The organism is uncultured Gimesia sp. (genome assembly GCF_963976445.1).
GTDB lineage: Bacteria > Planctomycetota > Planctomycetia > Planctomycetales > Planctomycetaceae > Gimesia.
On record NZ_CAXBKP010000003.1, the window covers coordinates 296,235 to 317,363 of the forward strand.

Below are 21,129 nucleotides of genomic sequence, written 5' to 3' on the forward strand. Positions count from 1 at the left end.
AGCGAAACCTAATAGCTTTCCTTGTCATCAGGGTCGTCATCATAATCCAGGTCATCGTCATCGTCGTCGTCTCGATCGGGATGCAGGGGGTTGTCCGGTGAGAAAAAGAAGTCTCCCAGTCCCATAGGCATCATGTTTCCGCCCAGGCTTTGTTTTCGTTTTTCCGACAGAGATTCGAGGTCAAGGGCATCGTCGCCGAGACAGTTTTTGAGCGATTCCAGCCAGAGGACATCTTTGCTGAGCGGATGGTCTTTATCCTGAGCGGCGCGTTTCAATGCCAGACGCAAGACGTTAATGCCATCGCGGGTGGAGAAATCCAGCTTCAGACTATGCGACTGTTGCAGGAAGTCGACGGTTAAGTCGAGCATATGCTCGTCGGCAAAGGGGATGTGATAATGCAGGATCATTTTTTCATCTGCCCGATTGGGATGTTCGAGCGAAATGCTGGGCTGCAGGCGACTGAGAATATAGTCGGGGATTTCAAACGTGGATTCATCTTCATTCATGGTGACGGCGCAACGGAATTCCGGGTGTGCCGGGATCGTGACTCCGGCGACGATCGATTCAATATAGCGGCGATGATCGAGCAGGGGGGCAAGGCTGGCCCATGATTTTTCATTCATGCGGTTGCCTTCATCGAGCACACAAATTCCGCCACGAATCATCGCGGTCACCAGGGGAGAGGTGTGGTAGACGATCTTGCCACTCTCGGCCAGAACGGGCGTGACGAGTAAATCTTCCGGTCGTGTGTCGGCCGTACATTGATAAATATAGAGTTCTTGATCGCGCGTGCGAGCACCTGCAATGGCGAGTGACGTTTTACCGATACCCGGCGTTCCCACCAGCCGTGGTGTGAGCGGCATATCTTTTTCGTCAATCACAAGCCAGCAGGCTAGAAGCTGTTTTAATGCTTCATGTTGCCCGATCCATTCTCCGGATGTCTGGTCGGCGCGACCCAGGTGCAGGCCAACTCCGTCAATTTCCACTCGATTTGACATTTGGTTTTTTTCTATTGTTGGACAGTTCACTGACTTAGCGAGACTGGTACAGGCCTTCAGAAGATGTTCTTTAGGTGTTCTTTTACAGCAGTCCTGATTATAGGCGTCTCACGTTACTTCTGATAAGTCTGGTCTTCCAACTCTTCTGGTATCAAGCAAAATTCCGAAAAAAAGCGGGGGGATGTGTTTTTTTAGGAATTCATTAAGTGCTTATTTCAGAAGAAGATAATGGATTTCAGTATCAGCAGAACACTAACTGATCAGCAGAAATCTTTTTGTGATGGCCAAAAAATCTTGTTAGAATGCACGGGTTTCCCACATTCGATTTTTCAATAGCGTCTTGCACGTTATTCATTTCCGAATTGAGAGTACATAACTTCAACTGTTTTGACTTCATTTCTTTTGTTGTGCTTCTCAAATTCTATTCTGAGTCGTTTTTTACAGGGGGAGGTCGCGATGAATAAACCAGTTCTCGCAAAGGACATTATGGTAACGAAGTTAATTACCTTAACTCCGGACATGGATGTACTGGAAGCAATTGGAATGCTGTTGAATCATCGCATCTCAGGGGCTCCTGTGATTGATCAGGAAAATCGGATGTTAGGTGTGTTTTCTGAACGATGTTGTATGGATGTGTTAATCAAGTCCAGCTATGAGCAACTCCCTTCATCTCAGATTTTCCCTTTTATAGACACAGAAGCACGGCGGATTACCGAGGAGACGGATTTACTGACGATTGCCCAGATTTTTCTCAGTACGCCAACACGCCGCTTGCCCGTGGTACGTGATGACTGCTATCTGGTAGGGCAGATCAGCCGCCGCGATCTGCTGCAGGCAGGAAATAAGAGTCTGCAGTTCCGGACGAACATCCCAACTGAGAGAAATCTGCTTTATTTAAGTGGTTTAATGACGCGGGACGAATCGCCGATTGCCTGATCCGTCGTTTGTGATGGGTGAGTGTTTTAAGTAAGAATGACTCAGAAAAACCAGCTGGACCCGTTTCAGCTGGTTTTTCTCATACCTGACGGTTTGATTTTTCCAGCCGGTCAACTAAAATCGTGCCAGTTTCTGTTCCCGTTCGAGGGAACCAGATCTGTCTGATCCTGTCTCAAGGCCTGTTTATCGGTGCGAGAGGGAGGAGTACAGACTCTGAAAACACCGGTTTGATCATCATTACTTGAAGATTCAATTCAGATAAAGCCATCTACTCAAAGGACTTGTGATATGGACCAGGAAGAAATTTTACTCGACGCGGAAGAGAGAATGGACAAAGCCGTTCATGTGTTGCAGGGACAACTGCAGGGCATTCGAACTGGTCGGGCTACTCCAGGCCTCGTAGATTCGATTCGCGTCGATTATTATGGTTCGCCGACCCCGTTGAAGCAGATGGCGAATGTCAGTGTTCCGGAACCGCAGCAGATTCTGATCCGTCCGTTCGATGCCCAAATGGTAGGCGAGATCGCCAAAGCCATTCAGGCCAGCGATATGGGTCTGGCTCCGAATACCGATGGTCGTGTGGTGCGGTTGAATATTCCCCCACTTTCGACAGAGCGTCGCCGTCAACTGGTTTCGCGCGTGAAAGAACTGTCGGAAGAGGCCCGTGTTTCGATCAGAAATATTCGTCGTGATGCCAACAAACACGCTGATCAAGCCGAAAAAGACAAAGTAATGGGCGAAGACGAACGCGACAATACCAAGACCGACGTCCAGGACTTGACCAAGAAATTCGAGGGCAAAGTGAACAGCATGGCTGATACGAAAGAAAAAGAGGTGATGGACGAATAGTCCTTCAGTCTCTTTGGGTCAGCGATCACGAAACGTGTTTTAAGTTGCGTATACAAAAAAGTATCATCAGGAATACTTCTGATATCAGAAGTATTCATCACAATAACATTCTATCTCAAACTCTGTATTAATAGAGACTGGTTCAAGTTTCCATGGCAAAGAAGACAATTGAAGACGTAGACGTTAAAGACAAAGCCGTATTGATGCGTGTGGATTTCAACGTTCCTCTGGATGATAATCTCAACATCACCGATGATCGCCGCGTCCGAATGGCGCTGCCTTCGATCAAATCGGTCATTGATCGCGGCGGACGCGTTGTTTTAATGAGTCATCTCGGTCGTCCCAAAGGGGATGGCGACGATGCAAAGTATAGCCTGAAGCCGACGGCCGCCTGTCTGGGTGGATTGTTGGGGCGGGAAGTCGGCTTTGCGACAGATACAGTGGGACCGGATGCAAAAACTAAATCGGCCGACCTCCCAGACGGTGAGGTGTTGATTCTGGAAAACCTGCGGTTCAACGAAGGCGAGAAAACAGGGGACGCTGAATTTGCGAGCAAACTGGCTGCCTTCGGTGATATTTACTGCAACGATGCGTTTGGAACCTGTCACCGTACCGATGCGTCGATGGTGGCAGTGCCGGCAGCGATGAAAAAGAGACCGAAAGTGGTTGGGTTTCTGGTTGCGAAAGAAATTCAGTATCTGACCGACGTGATCGCCAACCCCGAACGTCCGTTTGTGGCGATTCTGGGTGGTGCCAAAGTCTCTGACAAAATTAAAGTCATCGATAACCTGCTGGGGATCTGTGACAAGGTGCTCATCGGCGGGGCAATGGCGTATACCTTTTCACTCGCCCAAGGGGGGCAGGTTGGTGACAGCCTCGTCGAAAAAGACAAAGTCGAGCTGGCTAAAGAATTGATCGCCAAAGGGGGCGACAAACTGATGCTGCCCGTCGATACGCACTGTGGTGATGATTTCAACGCCAACTGTAATAAAGTTGTTGTCAAAGCGGGCGAGATTCCCGATGGTTTTGAAGGCCTGGATATCGGCCCCGAAACAGCCAGGATTTTTGCGGACGTCGTCAAGTCGGCAAAAACCGTTGTCTGGAACGGACCGATGGGTGTGTTCGAAATGCCTCCGTTTGATGCCGGCACCAAAGCCGTCGCCCAGGCGATTGCCGACAGTGATTCGACAAGCATTATCGGCGGCGGAGACAGTGCGGCTGCGATTCAACAACTCGGATTTGCCGATCAGGTCTCTCATGTGAGTACCGGCGGTGGTGCGAGTCTGGCGATGCTGGAAGGTCAGGAATTCGCAGCGGTCAACCTGTTAGATGAAGCATAATACGGTTCTCTGAATCTGTTTTATGAACATAACTTAAAACACAGCCTGTTGAGAAACGGGCTGTGTTTTTGTTTTGGAGATGAGAGATGCTCGAAACCTGTGAGGAAAAAGAGTAAACTGGACGAGAGGTTTCCCTTCTGATGGGAGCCCTCTATATTAGCCTACTGAAAATGGGGTGGCACTGTCGGCTTGTCCGACAGTAAGAACTCCGTGGTGGGCTATCAAGATCGTTTGTGTTCTTTATTGGAGTTGTATCACGCTGTTGGTTCCTGAAACTGAGTAGGCACTGTTGGGCAAGCCAACAGTGGCACACGTTACTGACAATGTGGTTTGTGGGAGCTTGATGCTCTCCAATTGAGTTGGTTGCTGGAGCTGAGTAAATACTATTTGTTGCTGGAACTGAGAATACACTGTTGAGCAAGCCAACAGTGCCACCCCTTGATAGTGATACTCGTTGATAGTGGCACCCATCTGTCGATCGGGCTACTACTCATAAAGTGCAGTCAGCTTCCTAAACTCATGAAGAGCGCCCTTTTATTGAGAGATGGGAGAAGTGAGATGGCCGCGGCGTTGTTTACTACAGAACAGCTGGCACAGTTTCAGCAGGATGGTTTTCTGATTGTGGAGGGGCTCTTCAATCAGGAAGAGGTGACTCTGCTGGGGCAGATTGGTCGTGCGGATCTGGCGATGCAGCAGGCGACGTTCAGCCGCGCGGACGGTGAAGGGGGCGCGGTCAAGCTGAGTGTCGATAATGAACTGCACGATGATATTTATGGCGCGATCGCTCGCAGTCATCGTGTTGTAGATCGGATGGAAGCCTTACTGGGTGATGAGGTCTATCATTACCATCACAAGATGATTCAAAAAGAGGCCAAAGTCGGCGGCGCGTGGGCCTGGCATCAGGATTATGGCTACTGGTACAACAATGGCTGTCTGTCTCCGGATATGGGGAGTTGTATGATCGCCGTGGATCAGGCGACCGTAGAAAATGGTTGCCTGCAGGTGCTTAAGGGAAGTCACCTGATGGGGCGGATCGATCATGGCCCGGTGGGAGATCAGACAGGGGCCGACCCCGAACGGGTTGATGCAGCCTGCGAGCGATTTGAGCTGGTTTACTGCACATTGGAGCCAGGCTCTGCCATCTTTTTTCATTCGAATCTGTTACATCGTTCTGATCAGAACAAGAGCGCGCATCCGCGGTGGGGATTTATCTGCTGCTACAATACGAAGCACAATGATCCTTATAAAGAATCGAAGCATCCGCGGTATACCCCGTTGGCAAAATGTGATGATGCCGAAGTGGTAACGGTTGGTCGCGTGCAATGGGAACAGCTGCAGTCGCATCCTTCGGTCTGAATCAAAACGTCTGCGTTCGAGAAAACTATGGCCGAAGCATCAGAACGATCAGCCAGTGATCGGAGTCAACAAAGCACGCTGATCAAGCAGATGGCGCAGGAAGTCGGCTTCGATCTGACGGGGCTCGCGCCGGCGGTCACACCGGCCGGTTATCATGGTTTTCTGGACTGGCTGAATCAGGGTTACGCTGGCGAGATGGACTATCTGGAACGTCGGAAAGACGCCTATGAGCATCCGCGGTACGTGATGAGTTCCGTCCGCAGTGTGCTGATGCTGACACTCAATTATCGGACAGAGGAACCGCCGTCTCTTTCGGGAACCGAGGCGCGGGTCTCCCGTTATGCCTGGGGGACGACCGATTATCATAAGGTGATTCGCAAAAAGCTGAAGCAGCTTTCCCGCCGAATTCATGAGCAGTTTCCTGATTGTGAAACCCGCGGCGTGGTAGATACGGCGCCGCTGCTGGAGCGGGATTTCGCGCAACTGGCGGGGCTGGGCTGGATTGGAAAAAATACGCTGCTGTTGAATAAGACCGAAGGGAGTTGGTTTTTCCTGGCAGGACTGCTGTTGAGTGATGAGCTGGAATATGACGCGCCGCAGGAAACGTCGCACTGTGGAACCTGCACGCGTTGTCTGGATGCCTGTCCGACCGATGCATTTGTGGAAGCGGGGACGCTAGACGCGCGGAAATGTATTTCGTATCTGACGATTGAGTTGCGAGATCAGCCGATCCCCGCAGAGTTGCGACCGGGAATGCAGGATTGGATGTTTGGCTGTGATGTCTGTCAGGATGTCTGCCCTTGGAACCGGAAAGCGCCCGTCAGTGGTGAGCCTTCGTTTCAGCCTGTGGAGTCGTTTTCCCCCGTGGATGCCTGCGAATTGTTGACGCTCGATGAAGGGGCCTTTCAGGCACGTTTTCAGAGTACGCCGATGTCGCGCGCGCGGCGAGCCGGGTTATTGCGGAATGCGGCGATTGTGCTGGGCAACCGGGGAAATGCGGCGGCAGTGCCGGGACTGCAGGCAGTATTGACGGATTCTGAGCCTTTGATTCGAGGGGCGGCCGCCTGGGCGTTGGGACAACTGGGAGGGGCTGAGGTTGTTGCTTCGCTGGAACAGCGGCTGGCTGTTGAGTCAGAGGCAGAGGTGGTGCACGAATTAGAGTGTGCCATCGCGGAAATCCGAAACCGGGGTGAATAAAGTCAAAAATGCAGCTAGAATGACCGGGGATCTCATGGAAAAGTGGGGGGGCTTGTATTACGATCTTCAACAGAGATCCGTTCCAGATAATACATTTGAGTGCATAGAATCGTTTCAGTAAGTGGGAGTGAGAAATGGGTGATCAACTTCTCGTCGGAGTGAATGGGGCCGGTGGTCGGATGGGGCAGCGCGTGGCCGTGCTGGTTTCTCAGGATCAGGACTTAAAACTCGGGGCGGCTTTGGAATCTGACAATTCTCCCCTGCTGGGTAAAGATGTCGGCGAAGTGGCGGGCATTGGTCCGATTGGGGTTGAGATTCAATCAGAGCTGACGGACCGGGTTGATGTGATCATTGATTTTTCATTGCCAGCGGGCCTGCTGAAAGTGGCCGGGATTTGTGCGGAACGACAGATTCCTCTGGTAGCGGCGACGACGGGATTGACTCCGGAACAGCGAAATGAAGTGCTGACCGCTTCGCAGACGGCACCACTGATTCTGGCACCGAATATGAGTCTGGCCGTCAACTTGATGATGAAGCTGGTTCGCGAAGCCGCTCATTCACTCAAAAATTCTCCCGGTGGAGTGGATGTCGAAGTGATCGAACGTCATCACCGGTTTAAAGAAGATGCGCCGAGTGGGACGGCCTTGCATTTTGGTGAAATCATCGCGGATGAAATGGGGCAGACCGAACATGTCCATGGACGACATGGTCGCCCGGGGCCTCGGCCTGAGTACGAAATTGGTTATCATGCGTTAAGAACGGGCGACAATGTGGGTGAGCACACCATTGTGTTCGGGATGATGGGCGAGACGATCGATTTGACCGTTCGCGGCCATACCCGGGACAGTTATGTTTATGGTGCTCTGGCTGCTGCCAAATATCTGGCAACGCAACGGGCGGGCCTGTATACGATGGCCGACGTGTTAGACCTGAATTAGGCCCCTGTTTTACTGTTCTTCCTGTTTTACCAAGTCCGTGAAACAGTCAAGAGTAGTATACTCATTAACCGATATAAGAAGAGCGCTTGCTGCCCTCCGGCAGAGCGGGTTTCTCTTCAGTGATCGGCGGTGTTTTTCCGTCTGAAAAGAACTCAGGGATTGAGCTCGTATTTGCTGTCAATCAGATATTCACCCCTCGAAGGAACGAGAGATGAGTTGGCTTAAGTCTCTATTTTTCAAACACGTTCTGAATCTTCTTCATTCCGTATTTGCTCCGATTGCGCGAAGATGCCCCTTTGTCTTCAAGTGGAATCAGACGACGAAAACGATTGCCGGTCTGTTGGCAAGCGTTTTTTCGATGCTGGCACTGCTTTCGTTTTTCGGGTCATTGGAAGGGCCAACGGCGTTATCTGAACCGGAACTGATTTCCCCGGAATTGGGCGTCAGCGACGAGCTTTCAATGGAATTTGGTCTGGATGCAGCTCTGCCGCTGCATGAGCCGGGCAGTTCTGACTTCGACAATCCGACCTCTGTGATCCGGACCGTTTCTGTCGAACAGGCTGTAGGGACATCCCAGAATGACGGAAGCGTGTTTCATGCGGTAGGCCAGCAGAATAGAGCGGGGCGCGTGATCCAGGTGGCAGGCGAATACCCCGTTTATCTTTCCAAAGAGCAGCAACCAGGCAGCCAGTCCCAACCAGAAGAAGAAGGAGCCGCCTGGCTGACGGGAGAAATCGAAGAAATTGACAACTTGCCAGTGAATGGCTCGTTTCGTCGTTTGAGAAATTAATCAGTCAACGTCTCAGTATGGATGTTCTACGCTAAACCATTCCCGGGAATCAGAGTTTATGTATCAGAGTTACTGGAATTTGCAGAGTGGTCCTTTTGAAGAAAAAATGGACGCCACTTTTTTTTATGAAAGCCATCCGCATCAGGCAGGGTTGCTGAAGCTGCAATATCTTATCGAAAACAGCAAAGGGGCCGGTTTACTCGTTGGTGGTTCGGGAATGGGGAAGTCATATCTGTGTCATGTACTGAAAAGCCAGCTCGCTGAGTTGCATCAGCCATTCGTACATCTGGTGTTTCCCCAATTATCGCCGATCGAACTGATTTCGTATCTTGCCGTCGAGTTAGGCGCAGAGGAAGCGAGCATTGAGCCTGTGGCTCCGGGAAAAGATCGGATCGTGCGGGCATTACACAGGCAGCTGTTGTTGCTGTGCGAGCAGGGTCACAAGCCTGTGATCGTCATTGACGAGGCGCATTTAATTGTGGATCAGCGGATTTTTGAAACGCTGCATCAGCTGTTGAATTTTCAACAGACGTCCGAGATCGATTTCACACTGTTGTTAGTCGGCGATCAGTTGCTGTTGAGTCATCTGCAGCGGTCGGCGCAACTGGACGACCGGATTGCCGTGCGTTGTCTGCTGAAACCGTTTTCGCCCGAAGATACTCGCAACTATGTGGAGCATCGGTTGGAAGTAGCCGGACGCAATGAGCCGGTGTTTGATGACGACGCGTTTGAAACTCTGTTCGAGTTGACGCAGGGAAATCCCCGCAAGATCAACCGACTGTGTGATCTGGGGCTATTGGTCGGGTATGCAGACGAATTGTCTGTGGTCACGTCCGATGTACTGGAAGCCGTCGCGGAAGAGTTGGTATCGTCGATTCCCGACTAGCGTCGTTTTAATGTCTTTCGTTCTCGATGAATCGGTCGCCGCTGCGCGGTCCCGGGCAGGATGCAGCTTGCGCGATTCTTCTATTCCCGACATTGATCCTGAATTGCAGTCGAGCATTCTTGTTTGATGACTGCTGCCGGATTTTCAGTTAACGGAAGTTGCTGGCTATCGGGTAGAATTTCGGTTGTGCCTTGCTGCGCGCCGCAAAACGTGCGAGGGCGGGGTGCGCTGAATCAGGATGACGGCTGGCGGACATTTCGACGCGGTCGGTTTGAGTTACTGCATGATGTCGAAGTGCATGAGCGTGTCAAGCTGTGAACAGTATTTGAACCGCCTTTGAAGTTGAATGGTGGTTAGATGAAGTCAGAGCGAAGTCCATTGAAGTGGACTTGAAGCGATGGGAATGAGCGGTCTCTTTAAGAGGCGTAAGAAAATAGAGCGTTCCTAACATCAGTTATAGCAGGAGTTAAATGATCGGAATTAATGCTGGACTGAACTTAGTTCCGAGATGAAAATCATGTTTGCTCGTGCGCGCGATGCTTGCAACGCATGTTAGGGAGAGGCGGCTGTGAGTCAATCGTAAAAAAAACACCTGTTTTTCCGGGCTGAAATTTCTGTTGTTTGAGTTGGGGATAAGTTCAGCGAAATATTTATGAAAGAGAATTGCGACATGGGATTGATGAGGTGCGCATCTGCTCGTGTCGCCTAAAAGCATTTCTCATATGATGCAGGTGAAGTTGATTCACGAACGCGTTTTTAGACTGGTTCCAACGAACTCTTGATGAAATTGTTGTTCAGCCCTTGCGAACAGACAGGCATCAGGCTCACAATAGGCGAATTCTCTTCAGCCCGCATTCGGGTTTCATATAGCATTTTCAGAGCTCGTTCGATTTATTTAATGTTCGTTGATTGGTTGTTCCGGTTTCGTTGAATGCTCTGTTAGTCATCAAGGTGGATGTAACGATGTGGTCTTCGCGACTGTTCTGGAAGCTGTTTCTGGTCTATGCCGGTTTAAATATTGCGTCTGCGATTGTCTTCGTTTTGATTGTTTCGGGACGCCAGCAGGAACAGGTTGTGGAACAGGTTCAGCAGCGCTTGCATGATTCGGCTGTGATTATGCAGAGCAGTCTGGACGGTATTTTCGAACAGGGACTCACTGAGCGGCTGCAGGAAAAAGTCAAAAAGCTGGGGAAGCAGACCGGGACGCGATTGACTTTGATTGATCTGGACGGGTTGGTGATTGCCGACTCAGATCAGGATTCTCTGGAACTGGTCCGGGAGATGGAGAATCATGAAAATCGGGTCGAAGTCATCCAGGCGATGTCGACCGGGGAGGGGAGATCGGAACGAATCAGTCCGACGCTGAGCGAACCAATGTTGTATTACGCCCTGCTGTTCAAAGAAGACGGAAAGCCTGCAGGCGTTGTGCGGGTTGCCATTACCATGGCAAAAATCCAGCAGGAAATTTCTTCGATTGAGAAGTTGATCTGGAGTATTGCCTTACTGGTTAGTTTTACGGTGCTGCTGCTGACCTACTGGGTTGTGGCGCGGATGATTCGTCCCCTGACGATTCTAACCAATGCCGCGGAGGCGATTGCCGGCGGGGATTACGATCAAAAACTCTATTTTCCCCAGCACGATGAACTGGGAATCCTGGCACAGTCATTCAACCATATGAGCAAGGAAATGGCCGAACGCGTCAGGCAGTTGCAGGCCAGTGGGGACCGATTGAGTACGGTTCTGGAAGGGATGGTCGAAGGAGTGATCGCGACGAATGAGCGGCAGCATGTGCTGTTTGCCAACGAATCAGCAGGACGATTGCTCTTTTTCTCGCCAGAAGAAGCGGAGGGGAAGCCGCTGTTTGAATCGGTTCGCAATCATCAGCTGCAAAAATCGGTGACAGAGGTCTTGAACACTTTGGAACCGCAGCGGATGGAAGTCGAACTGGAGAGTACCAGCGATCGAATTTTAGGGGTCACGACGACGCCGTTACCGGGAACTCCCTGTCCCGGCTTGGTGATTGTACTGTTTGATATGACCGAACTGCGCCGGCTGGAGTCGCTCAGGCAGGAGTTTGTGGCGAATGTATCGCACGAATTGAAAACCCCTTTAAGTTCGATCAAGGCGTATACAGAAACACTGATTCGGGGGGCGATGGACGACCCGGAAATCAGCAAGACGTTTTTGATGCGGATCGAAGAACAGGCCGACCGGTTGCATCAGCTCATTCTGGATCTGATCAGTCTGGCGAGTATTGAATCTGGGAATCAGGTTTTTGATATCATTACGATTGAGTTGAGGCCGTTCGTGGAATCGTGCCTGATCGACCAGCAGAAAGTTGCTGAGTCCAAACAGATTGAATTATTAGTTGAAGAAAAATCGCCCGGGATCAAAGTGGGAGCCGACGAAGAGGGGCTGCATCAGATTCTGGGGAATTTGATTAATAATGCGATCAAATATACTCCCGAGCAAGGGCGAATTACGATTCGCTGGGAATTGGAAGAGTCCGGTATGGTGCTGCTTCAGGTAGAGGATACGGGGATCGGGATCGAGGAAAAATATCAGGCCCGTCTGTTCGAACGATTTTTCCGTGTCGACAAAGCCCGTTCGCGTGAGCTGGGGGGAACCGGGCTGGGGCTTTCGATCGTAAAGCATCTGGTCCAGTCATTTCAAGGGACTATCGGCGTGACCAGCAAAGTCGGTGAGGGAAGTACCTTTTCTGTGCGGCTTCCCCGCGGCTAATTCTTAAGTGTGAAGTCCATAAGTTGTTTTTGGTAAATGGCTTAGGCGGATTTTCTCTATGCGCCCCATGTTCAAGAAAGATTAAGTACTTCACGGTATCTTAATACTGTCTTAACAATTCACGGGTATGGTAACGCACGTCTGAAGCGGGTCTGCCATGTGCTAGTTGGTTTTGACTGGCCTGTTTCTGACACCTTGATGTACATAACAACTATCTTGTTTACCACCATATCGCATTGGGAGAATCGCACGAAATGATCACGACAAACATAGGGAAAGTATTCGGGCTGGTGTGTCTGGCTGTTGGGGTTTCCCTGATTGGCGTTGGATGTAATGGAAGCAGTGAAAACGGGAATGGATCCGAGCTTTCTGGAAAAGTGCAAATTGATGGGTCGAGTACGGTTTATCCCATCAGTGAAGCGGTTGCAGAAGAATTTGGTGCTGTCCACAAAGATGTGCACCCCATTGTGGGGATTTCCGGTACTGGCGGTGGTATGAAAAAATTCATCGCGGGCGAAATTGATATCTGCGATGCCTCACGAGGAATGAAAGAAAAAGAAGCCAATGCCTGCAAAGAAAAAGGGATTGAGTTTATCGAGTTGTCGGTTGCCTTTGATGGTCTGGCTGTGATTGCCAACCCCAAGAATACCTGGTGCGATTGTTTGACTGTTGGTCAGCTCAAGGAATTGTGGCGACCTGAAAGTGGCGTCAAACAGTGGAAAGACCTGAATCCCAAATGGCCCGCCAAAGACATCAAATTGTATGGACCTGGTACTGATTCCGGAACGTTTGATTACTTCACCGAAGCCATTGTCGGAGAAGAAAAAGCAAGCCGTTCAGATTACACCGCCAGTGAAGACGACAATGTTCTGGTAACCGGTATTCAATCGGATGAGTATGCGATTGGTTATTTTGGATATGCCTACTACGAAGAAAATAAAGATAAGTTGAAGTTACTGGGCGTCGATGGTGGCAAAGGTTGCACAACGCCTTCACTGGAAACAGTACGTGACAACTCATACGCACCACTATCCCGTCCTCTGTTTATCTATGTGCGAAAATCAGCATTAGAGCGACCTGAGGTTGAAGCTTTTGTGAAGTTTTATCTTAAGAACGCAGCACAACTTGCGAAAGACGTCGGTTATGTGCCTGTTTCTGATGAAGTCGCCAAAGCGAACGAGGAAGCCCTTAAGGGAGCATTGTCGAAGTGACAGACGAACGTTCTAAAGAAGAACAATCGATTGAGGTGAAACTCGGCGAGGCAGCAGCAATCAAGCTGCCTCGCTCTACCTCTTTAGAAAGGGCAGATGGCCTGTGGGTCCGACTGCGTCCTGTCTATGAAGGTCTCATTCATTTCAGCCTGTTTTTGTGTGCCAGTATCTCTGTCCTGGTGACAGTGGGTATTGTGTTTGTGCTGTTATACGAGTCGGTTCAGTTCTTCTTTGATGTGTCGATTGTGGATTTTTTGACGGGCACGAGATGGACGCCTTTGCTGAAACCACAGCATTTTGGGATTCTCCCTTTGATGTGTGGCACGATGCTGGTTGCCGGCGGTGCTGCGATTGTGGCCGTTCCGATTGGTTTGGGGACCGCCATTTATCTCAGCGAATATGCGTCTCCCCGTTTTCGTGATATTGTCAAGCCGATGCTGGAAATTCTGGCAGGCATTCCTTCGGTTGTGTATGGGTATTTAGCAGTCGTATTTGTATCGCCCATCATTCGGTATGTGTTTCCCAGTGCGGGAGTATTTAATGCCGCCAGTGCCTGTATTGTGGTGGGGATCATGATTCTGCCGATGATCATTTCCTTAAGTGAAGATATTCTACAGTCTGTCCCACTGTCGCTCAGAGGGGCCGCGTTTGCGTTAGGGGCGAATAAATTTGAAGTGACGGTGCGAGTGGTTGTGCCGGCTGCGTTATCGGGAATTATTGCCAGTTTTCTGTTAGCCATTTCGCGAGCGATTGGTGAGACGATGGCAGTGACATTAGCCGCCGGTGCGACTCCGAAGCTGACACTGAATCCTTTGGAGAGCATTCAAACGATGACCGCTTATATTGTGCAGGTCAGTCAGGGAGATACACCTACGGGCACCGTGGAATATCGAACTATTTTTGCAGTCGGTTTAACACTGTTCATTACCACGATGTGCATGAATATTCTCGCACAATATATTCTCTCCCGTGTAGGAGAAAAATACGAATGAACAACAATAAACTGGACCTTTACACGACGAAGCCGCGTGGCCGAATTTCTAACTTTCTGTTTACAGCCCTCTGTTTTCTAGCGACGATGACCTGCGTCCTGATGTTGCTGGTTCTGATCTGGAATATCATTCTGCAGGGAAAAGGCTGGTTGAGCTGGGACTTTATCGAGCGGCTGCCTTCCCGTTTTCCGCATAAGGCGGGAATTAAGTCTGCTCTATTTGGAAGTATCTGGCTGATCAGTCTGACGGCATTGTTTTCCGTTCCTCTGGGAGTGGGTGCAGCCGTCTATCTTGAAGAATATGCTCCGAAAAGTCGTTGGCGTAAATTGATTCAATTGAATATTTCGAACCTGGCAGGTGTGCCTTCGATTGTTTATGGGATTTTGGGTCTGGGCTTGTTTGTCCGAGCTTTGGGCTTTGATCGGAGTGTCCTTTCCGGGGCGTTAACGCTGACGCTGGTTGTGCTGCCGATAATCATTCTGGCTTCACAGGAAGCTTTGAGGTCGGTGCCCGATTCGATTCGCCGTTCAGCATATGCTTTAGGTGCCACGCGCTGGCAGACGGTCTGGTATCAGGTTTTGCCGGCTTCTCTACCGGGAATTATGACAGGGGTGATTTTATCTCTGTCGCGAGCACTGGGAGAAGCGGCGCCTTTAATTGCAGTAGGTGCAATGGCTTATGTGCCGTTTGTGCCCGAAAAACTTTCCGATGAATTTACGGCGCTGCCGATTCAGATTTTCAACTGGACCTCGCGTCCTCAGGAAGATTTTCACCATCTGGCGGCTGCCGGGATTCTGGTACTGTTAATCTTATTAGTCAGTATGAATGCGATTGCCGTGTTTGTGCGACACAAATATGGGAAAAAGATCCGCTGGTAACGTTCGGGTTTTGATTGGCCCAAGAAAAACGAAAAACAGACACATATTTGATAAAAAGTATCTATAATTGGACTCAGCAAGGATTTTCAATCCATGGCTTCTACACCCTCGGTTAAAAAGATTATGCAACCACCCGATAAGGCGACTTCCGATTATTCAAAAGCTCCTCTGGTTCGACCTTCGATTCCCGAAGGAAAGAGCATGCGGACAGCGGACGAATTAGCGCAGGCGACTGAAAAAATCAGCGTGCGAGATTTGTCATTTTATTATTCGGAAAATCGTGCCTTAACCGACATTTCGCTGTCGATACCGGAATGTTGTGTGACTGCTTTCATTGGTCCATCTGGTTGTGGTAAGTCGACGTTTTTGCGTTGTCTGAACCGGATGAACGATATGATTGAAGGGACACGGGTTGAAGGTGATATCTTGCTGGAAGGCCAGGACATTTACTCTTCCCGGACGGATATTGTCACCTTGCGAAAGCGGATTGGGATGGTGTTCCAGAAGTCAACGCCGTTTCCCAAATCGATTTTTGATAACGTGGCCTTTGGTCCGAAAATTGCCGGTATCCGTAAGAAAAAAGCATTGTACGAGATTGTCGAACAGTCACTGCAGCGATCGGCTCTGTGGGATGAAGTGAAGGATCGTTTGAGTGAGTCGGCGTTGAATTTATCCGGAGGTCAGCAGCAGCGGTTGTGTATTGCTCGTGCGTTGGCCAATGATCCTGATATCTTGCTGATGGATGAGCCGGCGTCTGCATTGGACCCTGCCTCCACAGCCCGAATTGAAGATTTGATTTTTGAACTCAAAGAACAGTATACCATTGTAATCGTGACACATAATATGCAGCAGGCCGCACGGGTTTCTGATCAGGCTGCATTTTTCTATCAAGGTTTGCTGGTGGAGTCAGGGGCAACGGAAGAGCTCTTCACGAATCCCAAGAAACAGCAGACCGAAGACTATATTACTGGCAGGTTTGGTTGAGCCAATGACAAAACACTTACAACGTGATATGGAATCGCTTGAAAGAGAAATCATCACTCAGTCTTCGCTGGTGGAAGAGATGATTTCTAAAGCCAGCCGCGCACTCTATGAAGTGAAGGTTGATCTGGCGAACGAAGTTATTGAAAAAGAGCACGCGATCAATGAGAGCGAAGTCAAAATTGAAGAAGACTGCCTGAAAATTCTGGCGCTTCACCAGCCAGTGGCTGTCGATTTGCGTGAAACGGCGACAGTGCTGAAGATCAACAACGATCTGGAGCGGATTGCTGACCTGGCAGTGAATATTGCAGAACGGACAATCGGTTTGTCCCATTATCCTAATTTTCGAATCCCTTCCTCACTGGAGCCGATGACTAAAGTCACGGTTTCCATGCTACGCGATGCGATCGATGCTTTTGTCGATTTTGATACTGAAAAAGCACGTGATGTCTGTAAGCGGGATGATATTGTCGACGGATATAATCGTGAAATTATCAATGAGATTTATCTGTTGATGCAGACTGATCCAGATCTGATTAAGCCGGCACTACATTTTTTCTCGTCAGCGCGTCACATCGAGCGTATTGCCGACCATACGACTAATATTGCAGAAGATGTGATTTATCTGACGGAGGGCGAAATTGTTCGTCATCGTCATAAAGAAACATTTTCTACCTAACTTGTTTTATTTAGGTGATGTAAGAAAAAGATATGTCTAAGAAACGCATTCTTGTGATTGAAGATGATCGTTCTCTCTCTGAAGTTCTCGCATATAATTTGCGACAGGAGAAATACGATGCTGTTGTTGCCCTGGATGGAATGGATGGGCTGCGGCAGGCACAACTCAAAACTCCAGATTTGATTATTCTGGATTTGATGCTTCCGCAAATGGATGGCCTGGAAGTTTGTCGCAGACTACGGTCTGATCCCGTTACCAGCAACGTGCTGATTTTGATGCTGACTGCAAAATCGGAAGAGACGGATCAGGTCGTCGGGTTCACGCTGGGCGCGGATGACTATGTGACGAAGCCCTTCAGCGTGAAAATTCTGCTGGAGCGAATCAAAGCCTTGCTCAGACGCCGTGAGAGTAATGGAGAGTCAACCGATACCATTGTCAGTCAGGGAGTCATGATCGACCGCAGACGGCATCGTGTGATGATTGACGATGTGCCGATTTCACTGACGCGGAGTGAGTTCGAATTACTCGAAGCGTTGGTCAGGCAGCCAGGGCGCGTATTTTCAAGAGCCGAGTTGATTGATGCTGCTTTGGGCGATGATGCTCTGGTCTTGGAGCGTACGATTGATGTGCATATTCGGGCATTGCGTCAAAAGCTGGATAAGCATTCCGAGCTGATTGAAACCGTACGTGGCGTCGGGTATCGGTTCCGCGATCCAGATACGGCATTTAAGAAGCAAACCACGTAAGAGTGGCTCAAATGTGCCAGACGACTATTACAGGCCTGCTTCACAGCAGGTCTGTTTTTGTATGTGGGTTCGAGGGGGAGCTGATAATCCGTGGTGGTGCTGAAGATGTTTCCCTCTCAGGCAGCGTGGTTTTTATGAGGGGTGTGTATGTGTGTGCGCTGTTTTGGTCAGGTTAACCCTGATGAGGTGAAAAATCTTTTTTCAGAGTAGTTGACAGTTCTGCGAATACCGATATACTAGTACTAGTTGAGACTGAGTCTCATACTCTACTAGCCGTGAGGTCAAACCTGAAGCCGGGGTTAAGCGTTTCCTGCCTGTATAACCCTGTTGTAATTACCACGCGATACACTCTGAATAAAAAAGCGTCTGCCACATTGGATGCGACAGACGCTTGGGTATAACGAGATATGTCAACTGTTACTAAGAGCAAGTTAGAGCACGCTGCCGCAGTTCAGACAACTGAAGTTGCTTCGCGCCGCCGTTTTCTCTGTCACTGTTTGAAAGTGACACCAGAAGACGTGCAACAGTGTATTACCGATACCAGTGCAGAGTCAGTTCATGAAGTAACGCGTGGCTGCGGTGCAGGAAAAGGTTGCACCGCTTGCCACTGTCGCATTAAAGACCTGCTGGCTGGATTGTGCGATGATTGCGGTCAATCCAAGCGGCGTTGTCTGTGTGCCGCTGCCGTTTCACTTGGTTAAGTGGAACTTATTCCCGGATTTGCTCAGCAAGGTAGTTCTGGATGCCGACCTGAGTGATCAGTTCGAGCTGTGATTCGCACCAGTCGATGCTCTCTTCAGATTCCACCACCATCTGATCCATCAATTCCCGGCTGCCAGCATCTTTTTCCTGATGGCAGAGTTCGATGGCTCCGTTGTAGGTGGCGACCCCTTTGGTCTCTAATGTGAGACTGTTCCGGATTTGTTCTTCTGCGGTTTTCCCGACTTGAATCACATCATAACGGGCAATTTCCGGGACTCCATCCAAATAGAGAATCCGGTCGATGACTTGTTCGGCGTGTTTCATTTCTTCAATGGATTCAGCATAGAAGTGCTTGGCCAGCTTGTCGAAGCCCCAGTCTTTACACATCTTTGATGAGATGAAATACAGGTTGATTGCCGTCAGTTCGATAGTGAGCCCATCGTTTAAGGCATCGATGATTTTCTGGCTACCCTTCATTTGGTATTGCTTTCTTTTGTAGTTGCTTTGTGTCGCCGACGGTTGATAGAGCCGGACAAGATCAATTTCAGTCTGAGATACTACAGGTAGTATTCGTAAATCAAGGGATTTGTTCCAGACTGAAACTGATCAAAATTGCCTATTATCCAGTATTGAAACAAGATCTCTCCCGTTCCTGAAGATAGGCGTCCGTTCTTTGAAACCGATTCTCAATAGCAGCAGGCGCTTCTGCTACGGTGTCAGCTTCATGATCTCAACTTTGCGAAATTCAATCGGATGGCTTTCGGACTGGAGGGAAATGGTCCCTTTGTCCAACATGATGGGAGCTCCTTTTTCGATGAGTTTCTGGGCATCCGCATCCTGTTCATCCAGTTGTGGTTTGGAATAAGAGAGCACGGTTTCTCCGTCGATAATGTGTTTGATGATTTTGTTTCCACGCACTTCGACTTCGGCGGTGACCCACTGATCGCCATGATAAGTTTTTGAGCTGGAGTTGATGCAGTGGGGTTTAAACAGTTTTCCGTCCATGACGACATGCGTACCCGGGGTACACAGATTGGCTGTGGCGCGTTTTCCGGTTCCTTTGCCTCCCAGTAATTGAACTTCAATGGAAACGGGGAACTTCTGGTCTTTGGTCATGCTTTCGGGAGTTTGTCCGTGGACCATGATTCCGCTGTTGCGAAATGCCCAGCCAGGGCCGCCTTTTGATTGTTCTCCGGTGAAACGATATTCAACACGGATGATATAGTGTGAAAAGGGATCTTTATAAAACAGGTGCCCAAACTTTTCGGCGAACTCATCGTACTGATCGTAGCCGACTTTCAGGAGGCCATCTTCAACACGAAACGTGTTGCCGAAGTTTTCATTCACATCGTAGCCGCGAATTTTCACGGTCCAGCCATCCAGATTTTTTCCATTGAACAAGGGAATCCATTTGCCTTGTGGTTCGGTTTTTTCTGCGGACATTGCATCCGGCAGGCAGAGGTTCAGAAACAGACACAAACAAAGTACCAGAGCAGATGCTGATTTCACAAAAGTGTTCCTTTTAATATTGAAGTATGAATCAGGGGGCAAGGACCCACGATGATTCTTTGCAGGGGAAGGTGATTGTACAAAAGAAGAAAGGAATTTGGATCCTCTCAAATCAAAGTGAGTCCATTATAATTCGTCGTGCAGGAAATAGCACGGTTTTAATAAGCGATCTTTATCGAATGGGAATGTGACACCTGAATGGTAGTGAGCAAGGCGGTATTTCCGGTATACGGTGGTTGAATTCAGGTTTTGTTTGCATCAATAAAAAAACGCCCGTTATTAAGAACGGGCGTTTTTAAATCAGTTTATACCAGGAAGCTTACTCAGCTTTTTTGGCTGGTTCTTCGCCACCTTCTGGTACTTCTGCGCCGGCATCGCCGGTTGAGGATCCTGCTTCAGCGTCTGTGTCTGCAGCAGGAGTCTCTGCAGCAGGTTTTGCTGGAGCGTTTGAAGCGGGGCTGCCGCAACCTACGGACCAGATTGAAAGACTTGCTGTTAGAAGCACGGCGCTAAACCGGCTCAATTTTGTGAAAGACATTGTGTTGTCCCTTCCGAATCGTTGTTATAAAAAATGAGTCACTTGGTTCCTGTTCTTCAAAGACAGGAGTCTAAGAGCATTAAAAAATGCGGCAGAGCAGATTTCAAGCGTCATGCAGGTTTTAAAGTCATAATTCAGATTGAAATCAGTAGAACTGAAGAGGTTTCCTGTTTTGGGAGAGTGATAATACTGCATTTCTGATTGCGGGTGTGTCGGTCAGGTGGACTGAGGTAAATGAGGGTGAGTCGTTTGTTCGGAGTGAAAATGAGGTTCTGGTGAGGTGCCAAAAAATGTTGTAAAGGTCAAGATAAAAGTTAGAAAAAGGCGGGATTTGTGGGAGAATATGCAGAAATGAGGTTTTTAGAATTCTCAAAAATTTTATGAGAAACTTTGATATAACAGTTTGCTAATTCAATAATTGTTTGTCACACTTATTTCAGGTTGAGCGAGTCAAGTTGACTGAAAAACCTGATTGAGGTAACTGTCGATTTAACTTTTACCTGTCATTATTTATTATTTTTGTGTTTTAATACGCTCTGCGTATTTTTTTAGAGTGTCATCATTTTAAGACGATTTGCTTATCGTGGTGATCAGTTACAGAGTGACAATAGACTCCGTTTTATTGTCGAGCGACTTTTAAGCTAGAGGATGGGCTATATGGCCACTGGAACAATTAAAAAAATTACTGAAAAAGGGTTTGGCTTCATCAACGATGGTCAACAGGATATCTTTTTTCATCTCTCATCTCTTGATGGCATTACATTCGATCAACTGATTGAAGGTCAAACTGTCGAGTTTGAAACCGAGAAGAGTGATCGAGGCCTGCGTGCAGTTCGGGTTACTACTTCCGAGTAGACAACA

The 21,129-nt window shown here is 49.0% G+C and carries 22 protein-coding genes; 18 read left to right on the top strand and 4 right to left on the bottom strand.

The genetic code is table 11. From position 1 onward, the window contains the following. Positions 1 to 8: 8 nt before the first annotated feature. The gene (locus AAC022_RS05685) at positions 9 to 998 is read right to left on the bottom strand and encodes an AAA family ATPase (RefSeq protein ID WP_339728831.1); all 990 of its coding nucleotides are present in this window, start codon (positions 996 to 998) and stop codon (positions 9 to 11) included. Positions 999 to 1,454: 456 nt separating this feature from the next. Between AAC022_RS05685 and AAC022_RS05690 the strand changes: the two genes are divergently transcribed. From AAC022_RS05690 to AAC022_RS05770, 17 genes are all read left to right on the top strand, one after another. Further along, positions 1,455 to 1,934 carry a CBS domain-containing protein gene (locus tag AAC022_RS05690; protein ID WP_339728833.1) on the top strand — a complete coding sequence of 160 codons (480 nt, stop codon included), beginning with the start codon at positions 1,455 to 1,457 and terminating at the stop codon, positions 1,932 to 1,934. A 288-nt stretch (positions 1,935 to 2,222) separates the two neighbouring features. Next, the gene (frr, locus tag AAC022_RS05695) at positions 2,223 to 2,783 is read left to right on the top strand and encodes a ribosome recycling factor (RefSeq protein ID WP_339728835.1); all 561 of its coding nucleotides are present in this window, start codon (positions 2,223 to 2,225) and stop codon (positions 2,781 to 2,783) included. A 152-nt stretch (positions 2,784 to 2,935) separates the two neighbouring features. After that, on the top strand, positions 2,936 to 4,123 hold the full coding sequence (locus AAC022_RS05700) for a phosphoglycerate kinase (protein WP_339728837.1): 1,188 nt from the start codon (positions 2,936 to 2,938) through the stop codon (positions 4,121 to 4,123). Between the two features lie 558 nt (positions 4,124 to 4,681). Then, positions 4,682 to 5,479, top strand: coding sequence for a phytanoyl-CoA dioxygenase family protein (locus AAC022_RS05705; RefSeq protein WP_339728839.1), 798 nt, complete (start codon positions 4,682 to 4,684; stop codon positions 5,477 to 5,479). Between the two features lie 27 nt (positions 5,480 to 5,506). Next, positions 5,507 to 6,676: a tRNA epoxyqueuosine(34) reductase QueG gene (gene queG / locus AAC022_RS05710; RefSeq protein WP_339728841.1), complete on the top strand. Its 1,170-nt coding sequence runs from the start codon at positions 5,507 to 5,509 to the stop codon at positions 6,674 to 6,676. A gap of 134 nt (positions 6,677 to 6,810) precedes the next feature. After that, a complete protein-coding gene (dapB, locus tag AAC022_RS05715; protein WP_339728843.1) occupies positions 6,811 to 7,614 on the top strand; it encodes a 4-hydroxy-tetrahydrodipicolinate reductase in 804 nt (267 codons plus the stop codon). 211 nt (positions 7,615 to 7,825) lie between these two features. Continuing rightward, positions 7,826 to 8,404: a hypothetical protein gene (locus AAC022_RS05720; RefSeq protein ID WP_339728844.1), complete on the top strand. Its 579-nt coding sequence runs from the start codon at positions 7,826 to 7,828 to the stop codon at positions 8,402 to 8,404. Positions 8,405 to 8,462: 58 nt separating this feature from the next. Further along, a complete protein-coding gene (locus tag AAC022_RS05725; protein ID WP_339728846.1) occupies positions 8,463 to 9,290 on the top strand; it encodes an AAA family ATPase in 828 nt (275 codons plus the stop codon). A 126-nt stretch (positions 9,291 to 9,416) separates the two neighbouring features. Beyond that, positions 9,417 to 9,608, top strand: a complete 192-nt coding sequence (locus AAC022_RS05730) for a hypothetical protein (protein WP_339728847.1) — start codon at positions 9,417 to 9,419, stop codon at positions 9,606 to 9,608. 645 nt (positions 9,609 to 10,253) lie between these two features. After that, positions 10,254 to 12,032 carry an ATP-binding protein gene (locus tag AAC022_RS05735; RefSeq protein WP_339728849.1) on the top strand — a complete coding sequence of 593 codons (1,779 nt, stop codon included), beginning with the start codon at positions 10,254 to 10,256 and terminating at the stop codon, positions 12,030 to 12,032. Between the two features lie 254 nt (positions 12,033 to 12,286). Continuing rightward, on the top strand, positions 12,287 to 13,243 hold the full coding sequence (locus tag AAC022_RS05740) for a PstS family phosphate ABC transporter substrate-binding protein (protein WP_339728851.1): 957 nt from the start codon (positions 12,287 to 12,289) through the stop codon (positions 13,241 to 13,243). Then, the gene (gene pstC, locus AAC022_RS05745) at positions 13,240 to 14,235 is read left to right on the top strand and encodes a phosphate ABC transporter permease subunit PstC (protein WP_339728853.1); all 996 of its coding nucleotides are present in this window, start codon (positions 13,240 to 13,242) and stop codon (positions 14,233 to 14,235) included. The genes AAC022_RS05740 and pstC overlap by 4 nt, the downstream gene beginning before the upstream one ends. Further along, positions 14,232 to 15,113, top strand: a complete 882-nt coding sequence (pstA, locus tag AAC022_RS05750) for a phosphate ABC transporter permease PstA (protein WP_339728855.1) — start codon at positions 14,232 to 14,234, stop codon at positions 15,111 to 15,113. Before pstC ends, pstA begins: the two co-directional genes overlap by 4 nt. Positions 15,114 to 15,206: 93 nt before the next feature. Then, positions 15,207 to 16,097, top strand: coding sequence for a phosphate ABC transporter ATP-binding protein PstB (gene pstB, locus AAC022_RS05755; RefSeq protein ID WP_339728857.1), 891 nt, complete (start codon positions 15,207 to 15,209; stop codon positions 16,095 to 16,097). Between the two features lie 4 nt (positions 16,098 to 16,101). Continuing rightward, positions 16,102 to 16,773 (top strand): phosphate signaling complex protein PhoU, encoded by a 672-nt coding sequence (gene phoU, locus AAC022_RS05760; RefSeq protein ID WP_339728859.1) that lies wholly within the window; start codon positions 16,102 to 16,104, stop codon positions 16,771 to 16,773. A gap of 32 nt (positions 16,774 to 16,805) precedes the next feature. Beyond that, positions 16,806 to 17,519: a response regulator transcription factor gene (locus AAC022_RS05765; RefSeq protein WP_339728861.1), complete on the top strand. Its 714-nt coding sequence runs from the start codon at positions 16,806 to 16,808 to the stop codon at positions 17,517 to 17,519. Between the two features lie 407 nt (positions 17,520 to 17,926). Then, a complete protein-coding gene (locus AAC022_RS05770; RefSeq protein ID WP_339728863.1) occupies positions 17,927 to 18,220 on the top strand; it encodes a (2Fe-2S)-binding protein in 294 nt (97 codons plus the stop codon). Between the two features lie 7 nt (positions 18,221 to 18,227). Here AAC022_RS05770 and bfr read toward each other — a convergent pair whose 3' ends face one another. From bfr to AAC022_RS05785, 3 genes are all read right to left on the bottom strand, one after another. Further along, on the bottom strand, positions 18,228 to 18,698 hold the full coding sequence (bfr, locus tag AAC022_RS05775; protein WP_339728866.1) for a bacterioferritin: 471 nt from the start codon (positions 18,696 to 18,698) through the stop codon (positions 18,228 to 18,230). 231 nt (positions 18,699 to 18,929) lie between these two features. Next, positions 18,930 to 19,730, bottom strand: coding sequence for a DUF1080 domain-containing protein (locus tag AAC022_RS05780; RefSeq protein WP_339728869.1), 801 nt, complete (start codon positions 19,728 to 19,730; stop codon positions 18,930 to 18,932). A gap of 319 nt (positions 19,731 to 20,049) precedes the next feature. Then, the gene (locus tag AAC022_RS05785) at positions 20,050 to 20,268 is read right to left on the bottom strand and encodes a hypothetical protein (protein ID WP_339728870.1); all 219 of its coding nucleotides are present in this window, start codon (positions 20,266 to 20,268) and stop codon (positions 20,050 to 20,052) included. A 657-nt stretch (positions 20,269 to 20,925) separates the two neighbouring features. Here AAC022_RS05785 and AAC022_RS05790 point away from each other — a divergent pair. Continuing rightward, positions 20,926 to 21,123 carry a cold shock domain-containing protein gene (locus tag AAC022_RS05790; RefSeq protein WP_339728873.1) on the top strand — a complete coding sequence of 66 codons (198 nt, stop codon included), beginning with the start codon at positions 20,926 to 20,928 and terminating at the stop codon, positions 21,121 to 21,123. Positions 21,124 to 21,129 lie beyond the last annotated feature (6 nt).